General features: G+C 60.8%; 21 protein-coding genes and 2 pseudogenes. 16 read left to right on the top strand and 7 right to left on the bottom strand.

What is annotated here, in order from left to right:
* The 5 genes and pseudogenes from V3W40_RS25205 to V3W40_RS25185 form a co-directional block, all read left to right on the top strand.
* Positions 1-211, top strand: a pseudogene (locus V3W40_RS25205) (ribonucleotide-diphosphate reductase subunit beta); the annotation flags it as partial.
* Positions 212-410: 199 nt separating this feature from the next.
* Positions 411-1,124, top strand: a complete 714-nt coding sequence (locus tag V3W40_RS25200) for an HNH endonuclease (RefSeq protein ID WP_074847503.1) — start codon at positions 411-413, stop codon at positions 1,122-1,124.
* A 71-nt stretch (positions 1,125-1,195) separates the two neighbouring features.
* Positions 1,196-1,843: an HAD-IB family hydrolase gene (locus tag V3W40_RS25195; RefSeq protein ID WP_065925245.1), complete on the top strand. Its 648-nt coding sequence runs from the start codon at positions 1,196-1,198 to the stop codon at positions 1,841-1,843.
* A gap of 232 nt (positions 1,844-2,075) precedes the next feature.
* Positions 2,076-3,023, top strand: a complete 948-nt coding sequence (locus tag V3W40_RS25190; RefSeq protein ID WP_065925246.1) for a hypothetical protein — start codon at positions 2,076-2,078, stop codon at positions 3,021-3,023.
* A 94-nt stretch (positions 3,024-3,117) separates the two neighbouring features.
* On the top strand, positions 3,118-3,498 hold the full coding sequence (locus V3W40_RS25185) for a helix-turn-helix domain-containing protein (protein WP_074847504.1): 381 nt from the start codon (positions 3,118-3,120) through the stop codon (positions 3,496-3,498).
* On the opposite strand, the gene V3W40_RS25180 is transcribed toward V3W40_RS25185, so the two are convergent.
* The 3 genes from V3W40_RS25180 to V3W40_RS25170 form a co-directional block, all read right to left on the bottom strand.
* On the bottom strand, positions 3,428-3,985 hold the full coding sequence (locus V3W40_RS25180; protein WP_330215815.1) for an AAA family ATPase: 558 nt from the start codon (positions 3,983-3,985) through the stop codon (positions 3,428-3,430). The genes V3W40_RS25185 and V3W40_RS25180 overlap by 71 nt on opposite strands.
* A complete protein-coding gene (locus V3W40_RS25175; RefSeq protein ID WP_065925249.1) occupies positions 3,975-4,493 on the bottom strand; it encodes a hypothetical protein in 519 nt (172 codons plus the stop codon). Before V3W40_RS25175 ends, V3W40_RS25180 begins: the two co-directional genes overlap by 11 nt.
* 339 nt (positions 4,494-4,832) lie before the next feature.
* The gene (locus tag V3W40_RS25170; RefSeq protein WP_330215814.1) at positions 4,833-5,891 is read right to left on the bottom strand and encodes an MBL fold metallo-hydrolase; all 1,059 of its coding nucleotides are present in this window, start codon (positions 5,889-5,891) and stop codon (positions 4,833-4,835) included.
* A gap of 123 nt (positions 5,892-6,014) precedes the next feature.
* Here V3W40_RS25170 and V3W40_RS25165 point away from each other — a divergent pair, with 123 nt between their 5' ends.
* From V3W40_RS25165 to V3W40_RS25150, 5 genes and pseudogenes are all read left to right on the top strand, one after another.
* The gene (locus V3W40_RS25165; RefSeq protein ID WP_065925250.1) at positions 6,015-6,641 is read left to right on the top strand and encodes a TetR/AcrR family transcriptional regulator; all 627 of its coding nucleotides are present in this window, start codon (positions 6,015-6,017) and stop codon (positions 6,639-6,641) included.
* A gap of 190 nt (positions 6,642-6,831) precedes the next feature.
* On the top strand, positions 6,832-7,890 hold the full coding sequence (locus V3W40_RS25160) for a diguanylate cyclase (RefSeq protein WP_065925251.1): 1,059 nt from the start codon (positions 6,832-6,834) through the stop codon (positions 7,888-7,890).
* A 265-nt stretch (positions 7,891-8,155) separates the two neighbouring features.
* Positions 8,156-8,926: pseudogene (locus V3W40_RS34895) on the top strand (PAS domain-containing protein); the annotation flags it as partial.
* A gap of 69 nt (positions 8,927-8,995) precedes the next feature.
* Complete coding sequence (locus V3W40_RS34890) at positions 8,996-9,475, top strand: methyl-accepting chemotaxis protein (protein ID WP_407693928.1); 480 nt, start codon at positions 8,996-8,998, stop codon at positions 9,473-9,475.
* A gap of 84 nt (positions 9,476-9,559) precedes the next feature.
* Positions 9,560-10,081, top strand: coding sequence for a DUF1003 domain-containing protein (locus V3W40_RS25150; protein WP_065925253.1), 522 nt, complete (start codon positions 9,560-9,562; stop codon positions 10,079-10,081).
* 47 nt (positions 10,082-10,128) lie between these two features.
* Here the strand turns inward: V3W40_RS25150 and V3W40_RS25145 are convergent, their stop codons facing one another.
* The gene (locus V3W40_RS25145; protein WP_065925254.1) at positions 10,129-11,010 is read right to left on the bottom strand and encodes a LysR family transcriptional regulator; all 882 of its coding nucleotides are present in this window, start codon (positions 11,008-11,010) and stop codon (positions 10,129-10,131) included.
* An 80-nt stretch (positions 11,011-11,090) separates the two neighbouring features.
* Between V3W40_RS25145 and V3W40_RS25140 the strand changes: the two genes are divergently transcribed.
* Both V3W40_RS25140 and V3W40_RS25135 read left to right on the top strand, forming a co-directional pair.
* Complete coding sequence (locus V3W40_RS25140) at positions 11,091-11,798, top strand: CTP synthase C-terminal region-related (seleno)protein (protein ID WP_065925255.1); 708 nt, start codon at positions 11,091-11,093, stop codon at positions 11,796-11,798.
* Positions 11,795-12,118, top strand: a complete 324-nt coding sequence (locus tag V3W40_RS25135; protein WP_065947849.1) for an antibiotic biosynthesis monooxygenase family protein — start codon at positions 11,795-11,797, stop codon at positions 12,116-12,118. The genes V3W40_RS25140 and V3W40_RS25135 overlap by 4 nt, the downstream gene beginning before the upstream one ends.
* Before the next feature lie 271 nt (positions 12,119-12,389).
* Here the strand turns inward: V3W40_RS25135 and V3W40_RS25130 are convergent, their stop codons facing one another.
* Complete coding sequence (locus V3W40_RS25130) at positions 12,390-12,713, bottom strand: DUF2025 family protein (RefSeq protein WP_027605634.1); 324 nt, start codon at positions 12,711-12,713, stop codon at positions 12,390-12,392.
* 232 nt (positions 12,714-12,945) lie between these two features.
* Between V3W40_RS25130 and V3W40_RS25125 the strand changes: the two genes are divergently transcribed.
* From V3W40_RS25125 to V3W40_RS25110, 4 genes are all read left to right on the top strand, one after another.
* Entirely contained in the window at positions 12,946-14,073 is a 1,128-nt protein-coding gene (locus tag V3W40_RS25125) for a glycerophosphodiester phosphodiesterase family protein (RefSeq protein WP_330215813.1), read from the top strand.
* A 100-nt stretch (positions 14,074-14,173) separates the two neighbouring features.
* Positions 14,174-14,479: a PepSY domain-containing protein gene (locus V3W40_RS25120; RefSeq protein WP_330215812.1), complete on the top strand. Its 306-nt coding sequence runs from the start codon at positions 14,174-14,176 to the stop codon at positions 14,477-14,479.
* A 148-nt stretch (positions 14,480-14,627) separates the two neighbouring features.
* The gene (locus tag V3W40_RS25115) at positions 14,628-15,647 is read left to right on the top strand and encodes a transporter (RefSeq protein WP_065925259.1); all 1,020 of its coding nucleotides are present in this window, start codon (positions 14,628-14,630) and stop codon (positions 15,645-15,647) included.
* A 164-nt stretch (positions 15,648-15,811) separates the two neighbouring features.
* On the top strand, positions 15,812-17,428 hold the full coding sequence (locus tag V3W40_RS25110; RefSeq protein WP_065925286.1) for an inorganic phosphate transporter: 1,617 nt from the start codon (positions 15,812-15,814) through the stop codon (positions 17,426-17,428).
* A 63-nt stretch (positions 17,429-17,491) separates the two neighbouring features.
* Here V3W40_RS25110 and V3W40_RS25105 read toward each other — a convergent pair whose 3' ends face one another.
* Both V3W40_RS25105 and V3W40_RS25100 read right to left on the bottom strand, forming a co-directional pair.
* Positions 17,492-18,466 (bottom strand): biotin-dependent carboxyltransferase family protein, encoded by a 975-nt coding sequence (locus V3W40_RS25105; RefSeq protein WP_065947850.1) that lies wholly within the window; start codon positions 18,464-18,466, stop codon positions 17,492-17,494.
* Complete coding sequence (locus V3W40_RS25100; RefSeq protein WP_323147462.1) at positions 18,463-19,341, bottom strand: 5-oxoprolinase subunit B family protein; 879 nt, start codon at positions 19,339-19,341, stop codon at positions 18,463-18,465. The genes V3W40_RS25105 and V3W40_RS25100 overlap by 4 nt, the downstream gene beginning before the upstream one ends.
* Positions 19,342-19,474: the final 133 nt, after the last annotated feature.

The raw sequence follows: 19,474 nt of genomic DNA, 5'->3' as shown, positions 1-19,474 counted from the left end.
GGTGCTCGGTATGAACGCCGCGATGATGGAAGACTATTTGAAGTTCATCGCTAACCGTCGCCTGTCGCAGATTGGCTTGAAGGAAGAGTATCCGGGGACGACTAACCCGTTCCCTTGGATGAGCGAGATCATGGACTTGAAGAAAGAGAAGAATTTCTTTGAGACCCGTGTGATCGAGTATCAGACGGGTGGGGCATTGAGCTGGGATTAATTCTTAGCACAGCTAAACCGAGAAGCCCTGACTTGTTCAGGGCTTTTTTATGCAAGCTCGCTTGAAACCTTCAAGACAAAGCAGCGAATTCATTTACCAATGGCGTTGACCGCTAATTCCTGCCAGAACGTAGGAAATTTCGTAGACGCAATAATGGCTACTCAGTATCGTCCGAGGGTTTTCTACCCTCGGCGGCTGTATGGATATTACGAAAGACAACACGGACTGGAACGACGCGGAGTTGGCAGCAGCGGTCGAGGCTTACTTGAAGATGCTGGCCAAGGAAAAGAACGGCCAGCCTTTCAATAAAGCGCTCGAAAACCGCCTTTTGCGCGAGGGGCCGATAGCCGGTCGTGCAAAAGGCTCCGTAGAGTTCCGCATGCTAAACATTTCTACCGTTCTTATCCGTATGGGCCTGGAGCCGATAAAAGGCTTTAAGCCCGCGAAGAACGTAGGGTCAGGCGTCGAACAACGCATCCGCCAAGCGCTTGCCGCGCAGGGTGTATTCGAATCCGAAGACGCCGCCCAAACAGCAGACGAGCAAACGCTTATCCGCCGCGCGTCCAAACTGCAGCAGCAACCTTTCACTCAGCTACCGGACGGCATTGCCCAGCCGCAGAAGGTCTCGACCGTCAGCACCGCTTTTGTTCGCGACCCAAAGGTACGCGCCTGGGTACTGAAAGAGGCCGAGGGCATCTGCGAAGGCTGCGGCGCTAACGCGCCGTTTGAGGTCGACGGTTTGCCATTTCTTGAAGTACATCACGTCAAGCACCTGGCCCAGAAGGGTTCGGATCGCATCACCAATGCTGTAGCCTTGTGCCCCAATTGCCATCAGCGTTGTCACCGGTCGAGTGACCGGGCGGCTTTCACCGAGGGGCTTTACGCCAAGGTCGGAAGATTGGCACGGGAGTAGACTCCTGCTGTCACACCTGATGCACGCTCAAAAATACTAGATAGGACCGAGGCCAACCCGTGAACCCAGACATGCTCGAAGCCGGCCCCGTTGACGCCAAAGTACTCTCCGTCTTTGACTTCGACGGCACCCTGACCCACCACGACAGTTTCGTGCCCTTCCTCAAGTTTGCCTTTGGCACCGGAGAGTTTTATGGCCGGATGGTCAAGCTGGCCGTGCCTGGGCTGCGCTTTTTGGTGCGGCAGATCAGCCGGGATGAGTTGAAGGCTCAGTTGATCCGCACCTTTATGACTGGGGTGGAGAAGACGTGGGTGCAGCAGAAGGCCGAGGAGTATTGCCAGCGCAATTGGGCGCGGTTGATGCGCCCGGCTGGGGTGTTGTCGGTGGAGCAGGAGTTGGGCTCGGGGGCGGTGGTGACGCTGTGTTCGGCGTCGCCGGCGTTGGTGCTGCAGCCGTTTGCCGATCGGCTTGGGATCAAGTTGATTGGCACTGAGCTTGAGGTGGTCGACGGGGTGTTGACCGGCAAGCTCACCGGGAATAACTGCCGGTGTGAGAATAAGGTGCTGCGGCTTGAGGCGGTGTACGGGGACCTGGGGGAGTATCGGCTCAGGGCCTGGGGCGATACGCGAGGGGATCGGGAGTTGCTGGCGGCGGCGCAGGATGCGCATTTTCGGCATTTTCATGCGAAGAAGAAAAAGCGGGCCAAGTTGCAGCGGTGATGCGGGTGGGTTGGGATCCACCGGGAACACCGAGTCGATCCCATCGCCGCCTCGCTGGGGCTCGACAGCTCCCACAGTTGAGCGGTTTAGGCTTGAGTGTCGCGACTAGCATGGGGTGCTTGGGGTTGAGCTGGACTTGTTCCCTCGCAGCGGACGGCGGGTTGCAGGTTCTTGCTGATATTTACGCGGGTTCCCGCTATTAATAGCGAAACCTCTCACGGACCCGAGCCCCATGAAATTCGACACGGCCTACAGCCTGAGTCTCGATGACAAGCTGTCGATCTATGACGTACGAGACCTGAATTTCGACGAAACCAACACCTTCGATTCCGACAAGGACAGTTTCCTCTGCCCCAACGATGCCTGTCGCGCCGCCTTCGAAGCAGGCAATGTGCTGAGCACGTTCAACGCCAGGAACGTCAACTACCAACGCACCCCGCACTTCAAAAACACGCCGAGCACCCGGCATATCGACGGCTGCCGCTATGCCAGTCTCCACAAGGGTGCAGCAGGCGAAAACGACGATGAGCGTGAGGATAATTTCCCATCGGAGTTTGTGCTGACACGTCGTACGTACGAGCGTAAAACCGCGGAGGTCGGCACCGAGGGGCTGGTCCCACAAGATTCAGCGAAAACACCTTCACCCCGCAGCGACGAATCTGTCAGCGCCAGCGACACCACCCCGGAAAAAACCAGCGTGTTTGCCCACCCGGTGGAGTGTTTTGTGTCGAACATCGACGACAAGGAAAAGCTGAAAAGCATGCCGCTGAAAATCGGCGAGCACACCGCGACTTACGCGGCGTTTTTCAAGAAGATCGAATACCTGCAAGACAACAAGGGCCTGATCTACTGGGGCAAGGTCAAAGCGATCAAGGACTACACCAGCAGCTTTCGCATCGACTTCGAAAAGAAGGTGTGGCTCGACAAAAAGCCCTACTCGGTCAACGTCTACCTGAGCAAAAAGCTCATCGAGAACTACCGCAAGCGCAAGGCGTTCCTGGAGCAGATCAGGGCGGCGGCGGACAGTGAGCGGGCGTTGTATTGTTTCTTCTACGGGGTGACACCGGAGCTGAAACAAGTGCCCAGCAAGAAAAACCCCGAGCAGACCTTCGGGGTGTTCAGCGCGAATATCGAGAACCTCGATCACCTGATCATTCGTGAGGCGCCGGGGTTGGAATAGTGGGTCGATAAGCATCCAGTTGATGAGCGGTCAAAACAACTGTACAAAAACACAGTATAGTTTGCCCTCCCCCGTCGAATCCTGGAGAAACCCCATGTCCTCTCTGGCAATGAGCTCTTTCGTAGAACAGCAGATCGTCCTGCACCAATTCACCGCCAAACACAGCGTACAGGCCCGCGCGATGCTGGGCTGGAGCCGCGACGAGCTGGCCCGCCAGGCGGGTGTGACGGTGGATGCCATCCAACAGTTTGAAAGCCAGGGCGATGTGGGTGATGAAACCCGCCTGGCATTGGCGTTTCGGTTGGAGGCGCAAGGGCTGGTGTTTTTCCCGGGGTTTGCGCCGGGGTGGGGCATGAGTGTGCGGCGGTTTGAGACCGCCCCAGCCGAACCCGCTGCACAAAACATTATTTCGCGGCTGATGGGCTCAACAGCGGCATCAATTGATTCACCAACGCCCCAGCCGAATGGTGCGTAGAGTCCAAGCGGATCACCGGACAGGTCAGTGCCGCCAACCAGGTTTCATGCCGACGCAGGCTGCGTGGGCTGTGGTTGCCGCTGTCGTAACGAGCGGCCCAGGCCAGGAAGGCGACGCTGTTCTCGTGGCGACTGCCACCTTCCAGGATTTCATCACCGTAGCGTTGCACCTCCCTCATGCGCAGACGGTGCAGGCGTACTTGCGGGTCGAGGCGCAGGAACACCACGTGGGTGAACTGCGCGATCATCGGGTCGCCCCAGCCGCACAGTGAACCGGACAGCACCCAGCCTTCCAGGCCGACAGTCTGCTCCTGCAGCAGGCGGATGCGTTCATCCTTGGGCCGGGCAATGGTGAAGGGGGCGTCGGTTTGCTGCCAGTAGAAATAGTCGGTGTCGAAGTAAGCGACGTTCAGACTCTCCGCCAAGGCCCTGCCCAGGGTGGTAGTGCCCGCCCCCGCAGCACCGAGGATATGAATTCTATAGGCCATGGCTTCCCTCCCTGGCATTGCGATAACCCAGCGCCAGCGCGGCCAACGATTCCTTCGACCATCGCGCACCGTAGAACCACAACGTCGCGCCACCATCGAGAGCCTCGCCAAACCTCGGGTAACCACTCCAGCACGCACTATGGAATGCAGCACTTTGACTGTCCGACACCAGGGCATCCAGCCGGTATTCATTCACGATTTCATCGATTTCATTATGGGTGTGCAGTTTGAACGTGAGGGTGCCGTCGATACGTTGCGCCGGCACGGGTATCAGTTGCGCCCCGGCCCGGCGCAGTACGTCCAGCGCACGCATGAAGGGCGCACGGTGTCGAATCGGTTCATGCCCATCGCCACGTCCATATCGGTCGGCATACCCCACGCGCCTGCCGGCCAACGCTTGCATGGCGGCAAAGCGGCTATTGTTCTGCACCAGGGGCACCTCCACCATCACTGGGCCCTCTGGGTCGATACCGCTCAGGGCAATCAGCGTCAACGAGGGATCAGGCATGGGTCTGATGGGAATTGCCGGTACGTTATACCCGGGGATCAGGACGCCACCCTTGGGGTGGGTTTGAGGGGGGGGATCGACATCAAACTCGATACTGCGGGGGGGCACTTGATCGGGGGAAGGACGGCGGCATGGAGATGCCGAGTCGGTCATGCCCAAGAGCGCAGACAACGGCTGGCCAACCTGGCAAACCGCATCTGCTCGCAAAAACCATCTGCGTATGCTGTCCATCGGTACGCCTCCCCTGAAAACACTTTCCAGGGATCATCGCATCCTTCGCCGGCGCCTGTCGCAGACCCGAAACAGCTTGAAAACTCCTTTTTCGGCGCCTCTGCGCCCTCAGCCCACAAGGTGCTCTTGTGCACCTTGGGTTTCTACTTCCAGCCACCATGCATACCCACGCTCCGGCTGGCTCAAGCTGAACGCCTGGCCCATCGGCGGTGTGGTAATCGACACATTGCGCTCCCACGCCAGCGCCATGATGCGGTCGAAAGGTTCGTGCCAGGCATGGAACGCCAGGTCGAAAGTGCCGTTGTGGATCGGCAGCAGCCAACGGCCCCTGAGGTCGATATGCGCTTGCAGGGTTTGCTCCGGCTGCATGTGTACATGGGGCCAGTCGACGTTGTAAGCACCGGTTTCCATCAACGTCAGATCGAACGGGCCGTACTGTTCGCCGATGCGTTTAAAGCCATCGAAGTAGCCGGTGTCACCGCTGAAAAAGATACGGCGCGTGCCGTCGATCATCACCCAGGAACACCAAAGGGTCTGATTGGCATCAAACAGGCCGCGCCCGGAAAAGTGCTGCGCCGGCGTGGCGACAAAGCGAATGCCATCCACCTCGGTGCCTTGCCACCAATCCAGCTGCCGCACCTTGCTGGCGTCGACACCCCACTTGACCAGGATGTCGCCCACGCCCAGCGGCGCGAGAAAGTAACGGGTCTTGTCGGCCAGTTGGACGACAGCCTTATGGTCAAGATGATCGTAGTGGTTGTGGGAAAGAATCACCGCCTCCAGGGGCGGCAGCTCTTCAAGACGGATAGGCGGCTGGTGGAAACGCTTGGGGCCAGCCCAACTGAATGGCGAGGCACGCTCGGCGAACACCGGGTCGGTCAGCCAGAACTTGCCGCGCATTTTCAGCAATACGGTGGAATGCCCCAGGCGGAACACGCTGTGATCAGGCGCCGCCAACAATTGCTCGCGGGTCAGCGGTTGCACCGGGATCTGCCCCACCGGGCGCGTGCTGCGTGGTTTGTTAAACAGCATGTTCCAGAAGATACGCAAGGTCTTGCCAAAGCCACCGTGCTGCACGGGGGCCTCGTTGCTGAAGCGCCCCAGGTCCAGATCGGCAGGCTTGGGCGCCGCAGGTGAAGACTTGAGGCGGGTTGAGATGGTGGCCATTACAGAGTGACTCCTACGGTCCGCTCATAAGTTACACTGCACAGTGTAGTTTCAAGATTGCAACAAAATCCGCAGCAAGTAAACTGCCCAGTGTAATTTACCCTCAAGAGCCGAACGCCACCCATGACTGCCCCTCAACGCCTCACCGACCGCAAACGCCAAGCCATCGTGGCAGCGGCCATCGCTGAGTTTCGCGATAACGGCTTCGAGGTCACCAGCATGGACAAGGTCGCCGCCACCGCTGGGGTTTCCAAGCGCACGGTGTATAACCATTTCCCCAGCAAGGAAGAACTGTTCGCCGAAATCCTTCACCAGCTCTGGGCCAGCAGCGTCGCCCAACTCGACGTCAGCTACACCAGCGAGCGCCCCCTGCGCGAACAACTGCGTGGTTTGCTGGAAGCCAAGATGAAGATGATGTCGGACACCAATTTCCTCGATCTGGCCCGGGTAGCCATCGCCGCCACCATCCACTCGCCGGAACGTGCGCAAGACATGGTCACCCGCCTGAGCCAGCGCGAAGAAGGTTTTACCCAGTGGGTACGCGCCGCCCAGGAAGACGGCCGCCTCTCTTGCACCGATCCGGCGTTTGCCGCCCACCAGATTCAAAGCCTGCTCAAGGCTTTCGCGTTCTGGCCGCAGATCACGTTGGGCCAGCCGACCCTGGATGCCGCTCACCAGGCGCGTGTCATTGAGTCGGCCATCGACCTGTTCCTGGCCGGCTACGAAGTCAGCGCCCCCTGCCCCGAGTAAAAACCGTTGCAGGAGCGACATTCCTGGTCGTTTTTGACGCATTCGCCCTCTGTTTTGCGCAAATGGCCTGGAAGGCCACTGATTATTCCCATGGGAATAACTGACAATATTCACAGGCCTTATGCGATCAACGGTCGATCCGGTGTCCGCGCGCCGCGGTAAATGTGAAAAACAGCTGAACCAGGAATTTATGGAAAACAGACGAGGCAAAGGGCTCTCATTTGCCCGGCGTATCTACCAGCCAAGGATCATCGGCCTGGGTGTCGGCAGCATCAGCGTTACCGGCGCCCTGTACCCGCTTGCCATGCCGGGCTGGGTCTGGGCGTTACTGCTGTTCAATGGGTTTGCCTGGGCGCACCTGGCGTATCAGCTATCCACCCGTTCACCGTTTCCTTACCAGGCTGAACAGCGCAACTTCCTGTATGACTCGGTACTCGGCGGGTTCTGGGCGGCGGCCACACAGTTCACGCCGCTGACAGCGGTGACCATCCTGTCGATGATGACCATGAACAACGTCGCCGCCGGCGGCCGGCGCCTGTTCCTGCGTGGCCTGCTCGCCCAGGTGCTGGGGATCGGCGTGGCATGGGCGCTGTTCGGTATCCAGTTCAACCCCGACGTCAGCCTGCTTCAGGTCTACTCCTGCCTGCCGATGCTGACCCTCTACCCCATGGCCATCGGCATGGTCTGTTATCAACTGGCGATCAAGCTCTCGGAACATAAACGCGCCCTCAGTGCCCTGAGCCGCACCGACAGCCTCACCGGCCTGCTCAACCACGGCTCGTGGAAAGACCTGCTGCACCTCAAGTTCCACAAGTGCCAGCAGCAGCAAAGCCACGCCACCATCGCATTGATCGATATTGACCACTTCAAGCAGATCAACGATACCCATGGCCATATCGTCGGCGACACGGTGCTGCGGCAACTGAGCCTGGAACTGCGGCGCAACCTGCGGGAAAACGACCTGGCCGGACGTTATGGTGGCGATGAGTTCTGTGTGATTCTTCCGCAAATGCCTCTGGAGCAAGCAGCGCAGATCATGGAGCAGATGCGCGAAACATTCGGCAACTACCGCACCCCGCACATACCGGAGTTGCGCGTCAGCCTGAGCATCGGCCTGGCGGACTTCCAGCCGCGCTTCACCGACGCAGCCATGTGGCTGAACGCGGCGGACCGAGCACTTTATGCCGCCAAGGACACCGGGCGTAATCGAGTCAGTGTCAACGACGACCGGATAGCCTGCTCCGCCTGACGTTGTCCTACGACACCTGGTCTTGATCTTCCGTGCAACGCCGCGGGAGATGGCGTAATGCCTCCATTGGTCGCCTACCCAAAAATGGTCCTGCCCATGGGGCGAACTTCTTGTCAGGCTGATGACTCTTAACCCGTTGTTCCACCCCCCGCTGTCAGCACAAGGGAGCTGACAATGAGCAGGTCAACCGTAGGGCAAATGCCTTACGGAGGCAGGCGCCTATACATGGATACTCCCAGACGCGTGCTTGCCCGAGCCCCCGAACATGTTATTCAACGCCCATAAGAAAACCATCGATACCCTGCAACACACCGTGGCTCACCAGGCCAGCCTGCTGGACGCCATCGAACGCTCCATGGCGGTGATCGAATTCGATCCGCAAGGCCTCGTGCTGCGGGCCAATGACAACTTCCTCAGTACCCTGGGCTACCGCGCCGAGCAGATCGAAGGCCAATCCCACCGGATGTTCTGCACGCCCGCCTTCGCCCGTAGCGCCGAGTACCAGCAACTTTGGGCCAACCTGCAAAAGGGTCAGTTCCAATCAGGTACCTTTGAACGGGTGGGCGGCAATGGTCAGTCGGTGTGGCTGGAAGCCAGCTACACCCCGGTACGTGATAACGCGGGCCGTGTGATCAAAGTGGTGAAGTACGCCCTGGACGTTACCCCGCGCCTGCAGGCCGAAAGCGAGGCCAACGCCAAGTTGGAAGCCATCGGCCGGGCCATGGCCGTCATCGAGTTCAACCTCGACGGCACGATCATCACCGCCAACGCCAACTTCCTGCAACGCATGGGCTACAGCCTGGCGCAGATCCAGGGCCAGCATCATCGTCTGTTCTGCACCCCGCAGACCGCCGCGAGCTCAGCCTACAGCGAGTTCTGGCGACGCCTGAACCAGGGTGAATTGTTCAGCGGCCAGTTCGAGCGCGTGGATAAAAACGGCCGGCCCGTTTGGCTCGAAGCCAGCTACAACCCGGTGTACGACGCCAGCGGACGCCTGTGCAAAGTGGTGAAATTCGCCTCGGATATCACCGCGCGCGTGCAACAACACGCCGCTGACGCACAGAGTGCCGCCCAGGCCTATCACTTGTCCCTGCACACCCAGGACATGGCGGAAAAGGGTGCCGACGTGATCCAGAAAACAGCCAGCGGCATGCGTGAAATCTCCTCGGACATCGACAACTCCTCGCAACTGATCGCCAAGCTGGGCGAGCGTTCGCAGCAGATCACCACCATCGTCAACACCATTCGCGGCATTGCCGAACAAACCAACCTGCTGGCACTCAATGCCGCTATCGAAGCGGCGCGCGCGGGTGAACAAGGCCGTGGTTTTGCCGTGGTGGCCGATGAAGTGCGGCAGTTGGCGGCGCGCACCAGCGGGTCCACCACAGAAATATCCAGCATGATCGCGGTGATCCAGGCTGAAACCCGCCAAGCCATCGACAGCATGGACGCAACCCGCGACCGTGCTGCCCTGGGCGTGGAGTTGGCAAACCAGGCCGGTACGGTGATCCTGCAGATTCGCGAAGGTACCAGCGAGGCGGTGCACGCGGTGAGTGCGTTTGCCAATGAGCGGGGTGTCCACTAAGTAGGCCACGGGTTATTCATGTGTAAGACAGGTCGCCAGGACTATAGTGATTCACTGTCTTAACGTTGATGACCCGAGCCCACCATGACCCCCGACAAGCCCGAAACCGCCCCCGTCGATCACCTGCGTTTTCACCGCCGCCACGCCCACCTGGCGCCGACCTTCGGCAACGATACCTTTGCCCTCAAGGCCGAGGCCTTTGCGCGCTTCTTTGGTACACCGACCTTCCTCGGTGCGCAAACCGCGATCGTGATCTTGTGGGTGGTGCTGAACGTAACCGGCATCACCCACTTCGACGTGTACCCGTTCATCCTCCTCAACCTGGCCTTCAGCCTGCAATCCGCCTATGCCGCGCCGCTGATCCTGCTGGCCCAGACGCGCCAGGCCGCCCGCGACAAAGCCCAGTCCGACGCCGACGCGCAACACCGTGAAGCCCTGGCCATCGCCAATACCGAACGCCAGGCCCAGGCCGCGCAAACCACCAGACAGTTGCTCGAATTGCTGGAGCAAAACACCCGGCTGACGGAAATGACCAAGCAACTGACCGAACACATCGAAACCCTGACGTGCGAAATGCATGAGCACTATGTGCGAAAACCTCAATAACAACGCGAATGCCATGTGGGAGGGGGCTGACTCCCGATCGCGGTGAGTCAGGGTTTCATCTGCACATGCCGGCCCAACTCATCAAACAGCGTCACCACCGAGCGCAATGCGCGGCAATCGGGGCGCGTCAGCAGCCATAACGCGGTGTCGTGCCCAGCCAACGCGGGGCCCAGGGGTTGCAGGCCGTCATCCAGCAGAAAGTCCGGCAGCGCCGCCACGCCCAACCCTGCCCGCACCAGTTCGGTCACCGACAACATGCTGTTGCAGCGATAGCTGGGGCGTACACCGGGCAGGTGTTCGCGGCGCCAGGTCACCGTGGGGTGGTCGGGCAGGAAGTCGTCCGGCGCGATCCAGGCCAGGTCCGCCAGTGAGCGTGCGGCGTGTTGGTGCGCATACGTGGGGCTGGCACACACCTGATACGCCACGGCCCCCAGGCAACGGCCGACCAGATGCGCCGGCGGAGTCCTGGTCAGGCGCAGGGCGATGTCGGCATCGCGGCGGCTGAGGTTGGCGAAATCATTCGACGTGCTCAGCTCCAGGGTCAGCGCCGGGTAGTCCGGCATGAACTGCGCCAGCGCCGGCAGCAACAACCCTTGCAGCACCGAGTCGGTACAGGTCAGGCGCACCGTGCCGCTGATCACCTCGCCGCCCTGCTCCACGCCGATGCGCGCCGCCTCCAGCGCTTGTTCGGCACGTTCGGCCTGCTGCGCCAGGCTATTGGCGAGGCTGGTGGGCAGGTAGCCGGCGCGGCTTTTTTCAAACAGCGTCTGGCCCAATGCGGCCTCCAGCCGTCGCACCGCGCGGAACGCCGTGGACACATCCACCCGCAATAACGCCGCCGCCCGCGCCAGGGTGCCGCCACGCACCAGGGCGAGAATCAACGACAGGTCGGGGTAATCGAGTTGATAGTGCGTGGCTGCATTGAGCATGTGGGAAAACGCCAATATTGATTGCGTGCGCACCAATCTATAGTGCGCATCAGGACACCACAAGCCATGGGACGCACACGATGAAAGCCACCACCCTGCACCTCGCCCTGATCGGCGATTACAACCCCGATGTCATCGCGCACCAGGCCATTCCCGTCGCGCTGCAACGGGCCGCCGAAACCCTCGGTTTGCAGGTTCATCTGCAATGGCTCGACACCGACACCCTCACGCCCACCACAGCACTGCACGGCTTCGACGGATTCTGGTGCGTGCCCGCCAGCCCTTACCGCGACACCGACGGCGCCTTGCGGGCGATCCGTTTTGCCCGCGAACAGCGGCGACCTTTCCTCGGCACATGCGGTGGTTTTCAACATGCAGTGCTGGAATACGCCCGCAACGTGCTGGGCTGGGCCGATGCCGAACATGGCGAGCTGGCGCCGGGCGCTGAACGCGCAGTGATCACCCCCCTGAGCTGCGCACTGGTTGAAGCCACCGACAGCCTGCGCTTGACACCCTACACGCGCATCGCCGAGGCCTACGGCCGTCTTGAAATCGAGGAAGGTTACCGCTGCCGCTACGGCATCAACCCCGAATTCGCCGATGCCCTGCTCGAGCGCGAGATGATTCCCAGCGGGCATGACGCAGCCGGCGATCTACGCGCGGTGGAGTTGCTCGACCATCCATTTTTCGTCGCCACCCTGTTCCAGCCTGAACGCGCCGCCCTCAAGGGCATCACGCCGCCTTTGGCGATTGCCTGGCTCAAGGCGTGCCAGGAGCAGTGCGCATGATCGCCAAGACTCCCGCCCCACCCTACTACGCAGTGATCTTCAGCTCATTGCGCACCGACGGCGATCAAGGCTACGGCCAGGCCGCCGCCCGCATGCTGGAGTTGGCTCGCGATCAACCGGGGTTTCTCGGGGTGGAATCGGCGCGGGAGGATGGCCTGGGGATTACCGTGTCGTATTGGAGCAGCGAGGCCGCGATCCTGGCCTGGAAGCAGCAGGCTGAGCATCGGGCAGTGCGTGAACAAGGACGCTCCATCTGGTACTCGGCGTTTCAGACACGGGTGTGCAAGGTGGAACGGGCCTACACATTCCAAGGCCAGTAACCTTCATATCAGCTGAGTCTCTGTGGCGAGCGGGCTTGCTGTGGTGAGCAGGCCTGTTGTGGTGAGCGGGCCGGTTGTGGTGAGCGGGCTTGCCCCGCGCTGGGCTGCGAAGCAGCCCCAATTCAGTTGACGCGGTTCTCCTGACTAACCGCAGCGTCTGGCTCAGGGGCCGCTTCGCGCCCCAGCGCGGGGCAAGCCCGCTCACCACAACAAGCCCGCTCACCACAACAAGCCGGCCTGCCACAGAACGCTCGCTTACCGCCTATGCCGTCTAGCTCACCAGACTGCGCAGCGCACTGATCTGTGGAATTTCCACCCGTTTCATATACACGCGCAACGGCTCGCTGATGTTGATGCGGTCGTCGATATTCTGGTCGAGCAGCAACTGGATACGCTCGCGGGACAGGGTCATGGTCTGCTCGGGGGCCGGCAGCCAGACAAATTCAGCGGTGGGGATAATGCCGTCGTCGGCCACGTCCATGCCGAAGGAATCTTCGCTGAAACGCACGATGTACTGGCCGGTCTTGCGGTTGAGGCCAACAAAACCGTGGAGTTGGTCGGCGGCCTGGCAGATAAGCTCGGAGGTGATGCGCATGGTAAACCTCACTGAAAAGTCCCACAGGGACTGGAAAGATGGTTTACACGCGTGGCAGAAAATACCGTCCTCTAGCGGGGCGGCTGCGAGCAAGAGTACTGCAATGCCGCGCAAAAAAACCGAGAAAATTGGCACGTGCGCACGTTAATGTCGGTTTGGTGATAGCGCCTTTCGCAATCAATTGTTAAAAAGGAGGCCTTCTCAAAGCTACCTCCACGAAAGGACTTCGCATATGCCTGTCACGTTTTCCAAGAGCGCCCTGCTGCTCGCACTGGCGCTTGGCCTCGGCCAGGCACAGGCTGCCGAACCGATCAGCCCGGCTGAACTGGCGACAAACGAAGGCATTCCCTACCCCGCCGTGATCGCTCACCGTGGCGCGTCCTACGACGCGCCGGAATCCACCGCCGCCGCCTACAAAGTCGCGCGCGACCTGGGTGCCGACTACCTGGAACTGGACCTGCAGCGCAGCAAGGACGGCGTGCTGTTCGCCCTGCACGACAACAACCTGCAGCGCACCACCGACGTGGCCACCAAGTTCCCTGAGCGCAAGGACGCCCCGGCCAATGAGTTCACCTGGAAAGAACTGCAAACCCTCGACGCCGGCAGCTGGTTCAACGCCGCCTACCCGGATCGTGCGCGTCCAGGCTTCGTTGGCCTGAAGATCCTGAGCCTGGACGACATCATCAAGATCGCCGAAGGCAACCCGCAGCACAAACCCGGCCTGTACATCGAAACCAAGGAGCCCAAGCAATTCCCGGGCATCGAAGCCGACCTGAAAAACAAGCTGCTGGATAAAGGCTGGTTGAGCTCCGCCGGCTCCAAGCTGGGCAAGAGCAACACCGGCGTCGGCCAGGGCAAGGGCCGTGTGGTGCTGCAGACGTTTGAAAAAGACAGCTTGAAAGAGCTGCAGAAAGAAATGCCGAACACGCCGAAGATCCTGCTGTTGTGGGTTGGCCCAGGCAGCATCGAGCCGAAATCCACGCAGACCTTCGCCGAGTCCGGCGAACCGACCAAGGCCGCCTACTACGCCAAGCAAGAGCCAAAAGACGCCGCCGAGTTCGAAAAGTGGGTCGACGAAGCCAAGAGCCTCGGCGCCATCGGTACCGGCCCATCGGCTGAGCTGACCGACCACGGCGACCAGAGCTACACCGACCTGGTGAAGGCTGAAATGAACAAGCTGACCCACGACAAGGGCCTGCTGGTGCACGTCTACACCGTGGATGAGCCGGTCGACTTCGACAAAGTGATGAAGGCCGGCGTCGACGGCATCTTCACCAACCGCGCCGCCGAACTGTTGAAGTTCTACAAGCGCTGGCCGTCGTCCAGCGTGCAAGACCTGCTGAACGACTATAAGTACTGAGTGAGTCGGGCATTGGTGTCAGTGCGCCATTAAGGATGAGTTAAGTTGCGCCGGTTAATCTGGCGCCACTTAAACAGCTCACCAGAGAAGGATACACACCATGAAAACCCTGACCGCCCTGTTTGCCGCCACCGCCCTGACCCTGACCGCCGGCCTGGCCCAGGCCGATGTTCGCCCGGACCACATTGAAGGCCTGCTCAAGTCCGGCGCCGTGATGCCGTTTGAGAAACTCAATGCCGCCGCCGTGGCCACACACGCCGGTAGCAGCATCACCGACACCGAGCTTGACCACAAAAACGGGGTACTGGTCTACGAAGTCGACCTGACCGACCCCGCTGGCAAGCGCTTTGAAGTGAAGCTCGACGCCAAGACCGGCGCGGTGCTGGAAAACAAGCAAGACACTTGAGTTGAACCTAGAAAAAACGCGCCACCTCCGGGTGGCGCGTTTTTTTATGCGCACCGTTAAAACGTCATATAACTGTCATACCTCCTTGCAATGATTCGCCCACGCGAACCTGTGAAACGTCCTACAGGCGCTTTCTCTGCGAGTCTCCATGAACCACAGCCTCGACCACAGCCACCAGGACTCCGACCTGTTTGGCTTGCTTTACGGTTTTCGTTTTCGTCCCGGTGAAAAGGGCGAACAGATTGATTCGGCTGCTGCCCTCGCGGCCTTGCAGCAACCCGCCGACCCGGAAGAGTTCCTGTGGCTGCACCTCAACCTGGCCCACGCCGCCTGCGAACGCTGGATGCTGGCCAACCTGGATTTACCCGAAGAATTCTTCGAGGCCCTGCACGAAGGCTCGCGCTCCACTCGCATCGAACACGTCGACTCAGCCTTGCTGGCGGTGGTCAACGACGTGGTGTTCAACTTCAGCAGCATGGTTTCGTCGGATATTTCCACGCTGTGGGTCTGCGCCCGCAGCCGGCTGTTGATCAGCGCACGCCTGCAACCTTTGCACTCGGTGGACAAGTTGCGCTCGTCGGTCAAGGCCGGCGAACGCTTTCGCTCACCGCTGGAACTGCTGGTGCACCTGCTGCGCGACCAGGGGGAAGTGCTGACCCAGATCGTACGCAAGACCAGCATCAGCGTCGACCACATCGAGGACCAGTTGCTGTCCTCGCGCCTGTCCACCAACCGCGCGGAACTGGGGGCGGCGCGCCGGGTGCTGGTGCGCCTGCAACGCCTGCTCGCGTTGGAGCCGGGTTCGCTGCTGCGCCTGCTCAACCGCCCGCCGCAATGGCTGCAAAAGGAAGACGTGAAGGAGTTGCGCAAATCCACCGAGGAGTTTGCGCTGATCATCAACGACCTGACGGCGCTGGGCGAACGGATCAAGCTGCTGCAGGAAGAGATCGCCGCCAACCTCAACGAGCAGAGCAGCCGCACGCTGTTCACCCTTACCGTGGTGACGGTGCTGGCGTTGCCGATCAACATCATCGCCGGTTTTTTCGGCATGAACGTGGGCGGTGTGCCCCTTTCACAGGACCCCGAGGGGTTCTGGATCCTGGTGGCATTGGTCGCGACCTTCACGCTGATCGCCGGACGCTGGGCGTTTCGCAAGTTTTCAAATTGAAATGCAATCAACTGTCGAATCGTCGCACCGCCCCTCCCACATGAGTACTACGGTATTTTGTAGACCAGTGGCAGATCCAATTACCTAAACAATGACCTGCGGCAGCATCGCTGTAACATTCTGCAATGAATATGAACGGCATCCTCCCCACACGGATGCCCGGCATGGCCACCCCTTCCCTGACTGCCTCAACGCACTCATCCTCCGTCGATTCAAAACCGCGCCTGGACAAGAAACCCGGCCTGGTGACGGTGATCGTTTTCTTCGCCGTGCTTGCCATGGGCCTGTTGTTTACCGCCTACAGCCTCATGCACGACATGCACGAAATGGGCGCCCAGCTCACCACGTGGACGCCGTTCCTGCTGCTGGGTGTGGCGCTGTTGATTGCCCTGGGTTTCGAGTTCGTCAACGGTTTCCACGATACAGCCAACGCGGTGGCGACGGTGATCTACACCAACTCGCTGCCGCCGCAGTTTGCGGTGGTGTGGTCGGGCTTCTTCAATTTCCTCGGTGTGCTGCTGTCCAGCGGCGCGGTGGCGTTCGGCATCATTGCCTTGCTGCCGGTGGAGCTGATTCTGCAGGTGGGTTCATCGGCCGGCTTCGCGATGATCTTCGCGTTGCTGATCGCCGCGATCCTATGGAACCTCGGCACCTGGTGGCTGGGTTTGCCGGCCTCGTCGTCCCACACCCTGATCGGTTCGATCATCGGCGTCGGCGTGGCCAATGCCTTGATGCACGGGCGTGACGGCACCAGCGGTGTGGATTGGAGCCAGGCGATCAAGATCGGTTATGCGCTGCTGCTCTCGCCGCTGATCGGCTTCGCCTTCGCCGCCTTGCTGTTGCTGGCCCTGCGCGCCTTTGTGAAAAACCGTGCGTTGTACAAGGCCCCCAAGGGCGACACCCCGCCGCCCTGGTGGATTCGCGGCATGCTGATCGCCACCTGCACCGGCGTGTCCTTTGCCCACGGCTCCAACGATGGGCAAAAAGGCATGGGCCTGATCATGCTGATCCTGGTGGGTACCCTGCCCATGGCCTATGCGCTGAACCGCGCCATGCCGGCCGAACAATCGTTGCAGTTCGCCGCAGTCGCCGAAGTGACCCAGGTGGCGCTGATGAAAACAGCGCCGCTGGCGTTGGCGGGTGACCCTCGGCCGGTGCTGTCGACCTACATGCGTACCAAGGAAGCCACGCCCGAGTTGATTCCGGCCCTCGCCGCCCTCGCCGGCCAGATCGGTGACCAGGTCAAAGGCTACGGTTCCCTGGCCAAAGTCCCCGCCGAAGCCGTGGGCAACGTGCGTAACGATATGTACCTGAGCAGCGAAACCATTCGCCTGATGGACAAAGGCAAGGTCGGCAATTTCGACGCTGACACCCAAGGCAAGCTGCAACTGTTCAAGCAACAGATCGACGATGCCACGCGCTTTATTCCGCTGTGGGTGAAGATTGTCGTGGCCATCGCCCTGGGGCTTGGCACTATGGTCGGTTGGAAGCGCATCGTGGTCACCGTGGGCGAGAAGATCGGCAAGACCCACCTGACTTACGCCCAGGGCGCCTCGGCCGAGACCGTGGCGATGCTGACCATTGGCGCAGCGGATATGTTCGGGCTGCCGGTGTCGACCACCCATGTGTTGTCGTCGGGGGTGGCGGGGACCATGGTGGCCAATGGGGGTGGGTTGCAGATGCGGACCATCCGCAATTTGCTGATGGCGTGGGTGCTCACCTTGCCGGCGGCGATTCTGCTGTCCGGCAGCCTCTACTGGCTGTTCACCAAACTCTTCTGACCAACCTCAGATTGAAAATGTGGGAGGGAGCAAGCCCCCTCCCACATTTGGATGTGTGTCGTGTCAGTTGTTGAAGAGCCCCGCCATGGCCTTGAGCCGTTTTTTGTACACCCGCCGCGCCTCCAGTGCCTGCTCCAACGTCACCGCCACAAACCCCGCCCGCTGGTTAGGCTGCATCTGCCCGATCAAGTCCAGGTCGGCACTGATCACCGTGCCAATCATCGCGTAGCCACCGCCGGATACCGCATCGCGGTGCAGCACAATCGGCTCCAGCCCCGCCGGTACCTGTATCGAGCCAATCGGGTAGCAACTGTCGACGATATTCGACGGATCCGACCCCGCGCCGAACGGCTGCTCACGCGGTTGAAAGCTCAGCGCACTGCCGCCCTTGAAGCGATAGCCGATGCGGTCCGCCTCGGAGCCGACCGTCCACGGTTCGGCAAAAAAGCTGCTCTTGGCGCCCGCGGTCAATCGCTCGTAATACAGTCCTGGCACCACGCGCAAGGTGACATCGCCGCCCACCGAGCGGCGCAATGCCATCGGCAAACTGTTGCCTGCCCGCCCGAGACCGCTGGCTTCGCCGATGGGCAGCTCATCGCCTGCCTGCAAGCGTCGCCCGTGGAAACCACCAAGGGCGCCGAGGGTGTAGGTGGAACGGCTGCCAAGCACCAACGGCACGTCAATGCCACCGGCGACGGCGAGGTAAGTGCGGGCACCGGCCTTGGGAAATTCGAAACGCAGCACCTGCCCGGCACGCACCTCGAAGGCGGTGTCCTGATGCACCACTTCACCGTCCAGGCGCGGCGACATCAACGCACCGCTGAGCGCGACCAGGGTATCGCGTTGAAACTCCAATTCCGGCCCGATCAAAGTGCATTCCAGGCCGGCCGCGCCCACCGGGTTGCCCACCAGATGGTTGGCTGCACTCAAGGCGTATTGGTCCAAAGCACCCGATGGCGGAATGCCCAGGTGGTAATAGCCTTCGCGGCCCAGGTCCTGCACAGAGGTGGCGAGGCCGGGTTTGAGGACCTTGATCATGCCAGCGCCTCCTGCAGGGTTTTCGGATAGCCGATGGGGTCGGCGAGAAACGCATCGAGGGAAAATTCCACCGGGCGAATGCGCAGGTCGAAACGTCCTGCCTCCACCTCGGCAACGGCCAGGTCGTAGGCGTCCCGGTCGATGGGTTTGAATTGCACGATGTCACCCGGCCGGAAAAACACCATATGCGCCTTGAGGTAAGCCAGCTGCTGCGCCGGGTCGTAGATCGGTGCCGGGGTCACGCCAAACATCTGGTAGCCGCCGGCGCCGCGCACCGAGTAGATGCAGCCGAAGCAACCGCCATGGCCGAGGGTCAGCTTCGGCGTGTCGGTGCGCGGGCGCAGGTACTTGGGCACCTGCAACTGCCGCTCGCGCTCGACCATCTGGAACATGAACGGCAAGCCCGCGACAAAACCCACCATCGAGACAAACCACGGCGCACCACTGTGGGCGGCGATAAACGCTTCGACATCGGCCAGGCCATTGATGCGTGCGGCGTATTCCAGGTCGGTGGCGCTGGGGTCTTGATGCCGGTCGCGAAACCGCATCAGGGTTTCATGGGTCCAGGGGTCGTTATAGAGCACCGGGATTTCGATGATGCGCGTGTGCAGGGTGCGTTCGGCCACAGCCTGGGCTTCGGCGCTTTGCACAGCGTCGAGCAGCACATGGGGGGCGATGCGGTCGGGGTCGAAGCGAATCTGGAACGAGGCATTGGCCAGGCACACATCCAGCACGCCCTCCAGCGCCAGGCGCTCCACGGCACGGGTCACGGCCATGCCCTTGAAAAAAGCTTCAAGGGACATGCTCTCGCTGACTTCGGCGAACAGGTGTTCATCACCGCCGAAGCTGTAGCGGATGGGGGACGTTTCAGCCATGTCTGTTCCTCTTGGAATCGTTATAGAAAGGCAGGCAAAAAGTGATAGGTGGCGAGCGGGCTTGCCCCGCGTTGGGCTGCGTAGCGGCCCCAATACAAACACCGCGTAGTGTCAGGTATAACTCCGCCGCCTG

It is taken from the genome of Pseudomonas sp. AM8 (assembly GCF_036346475.1).
Lineage (GTDB): Bacteria > Pseudomonadota > Gammaproteobacteria > Pseudomonadales > Pseudomonadaceae > Aquipseudomonas > Aquipseudomonas marginalis.
Note: the sequence above shows the minus strand (reverse complement) of the source record. Positions and strands in the feature narration are given on the sequence as shown.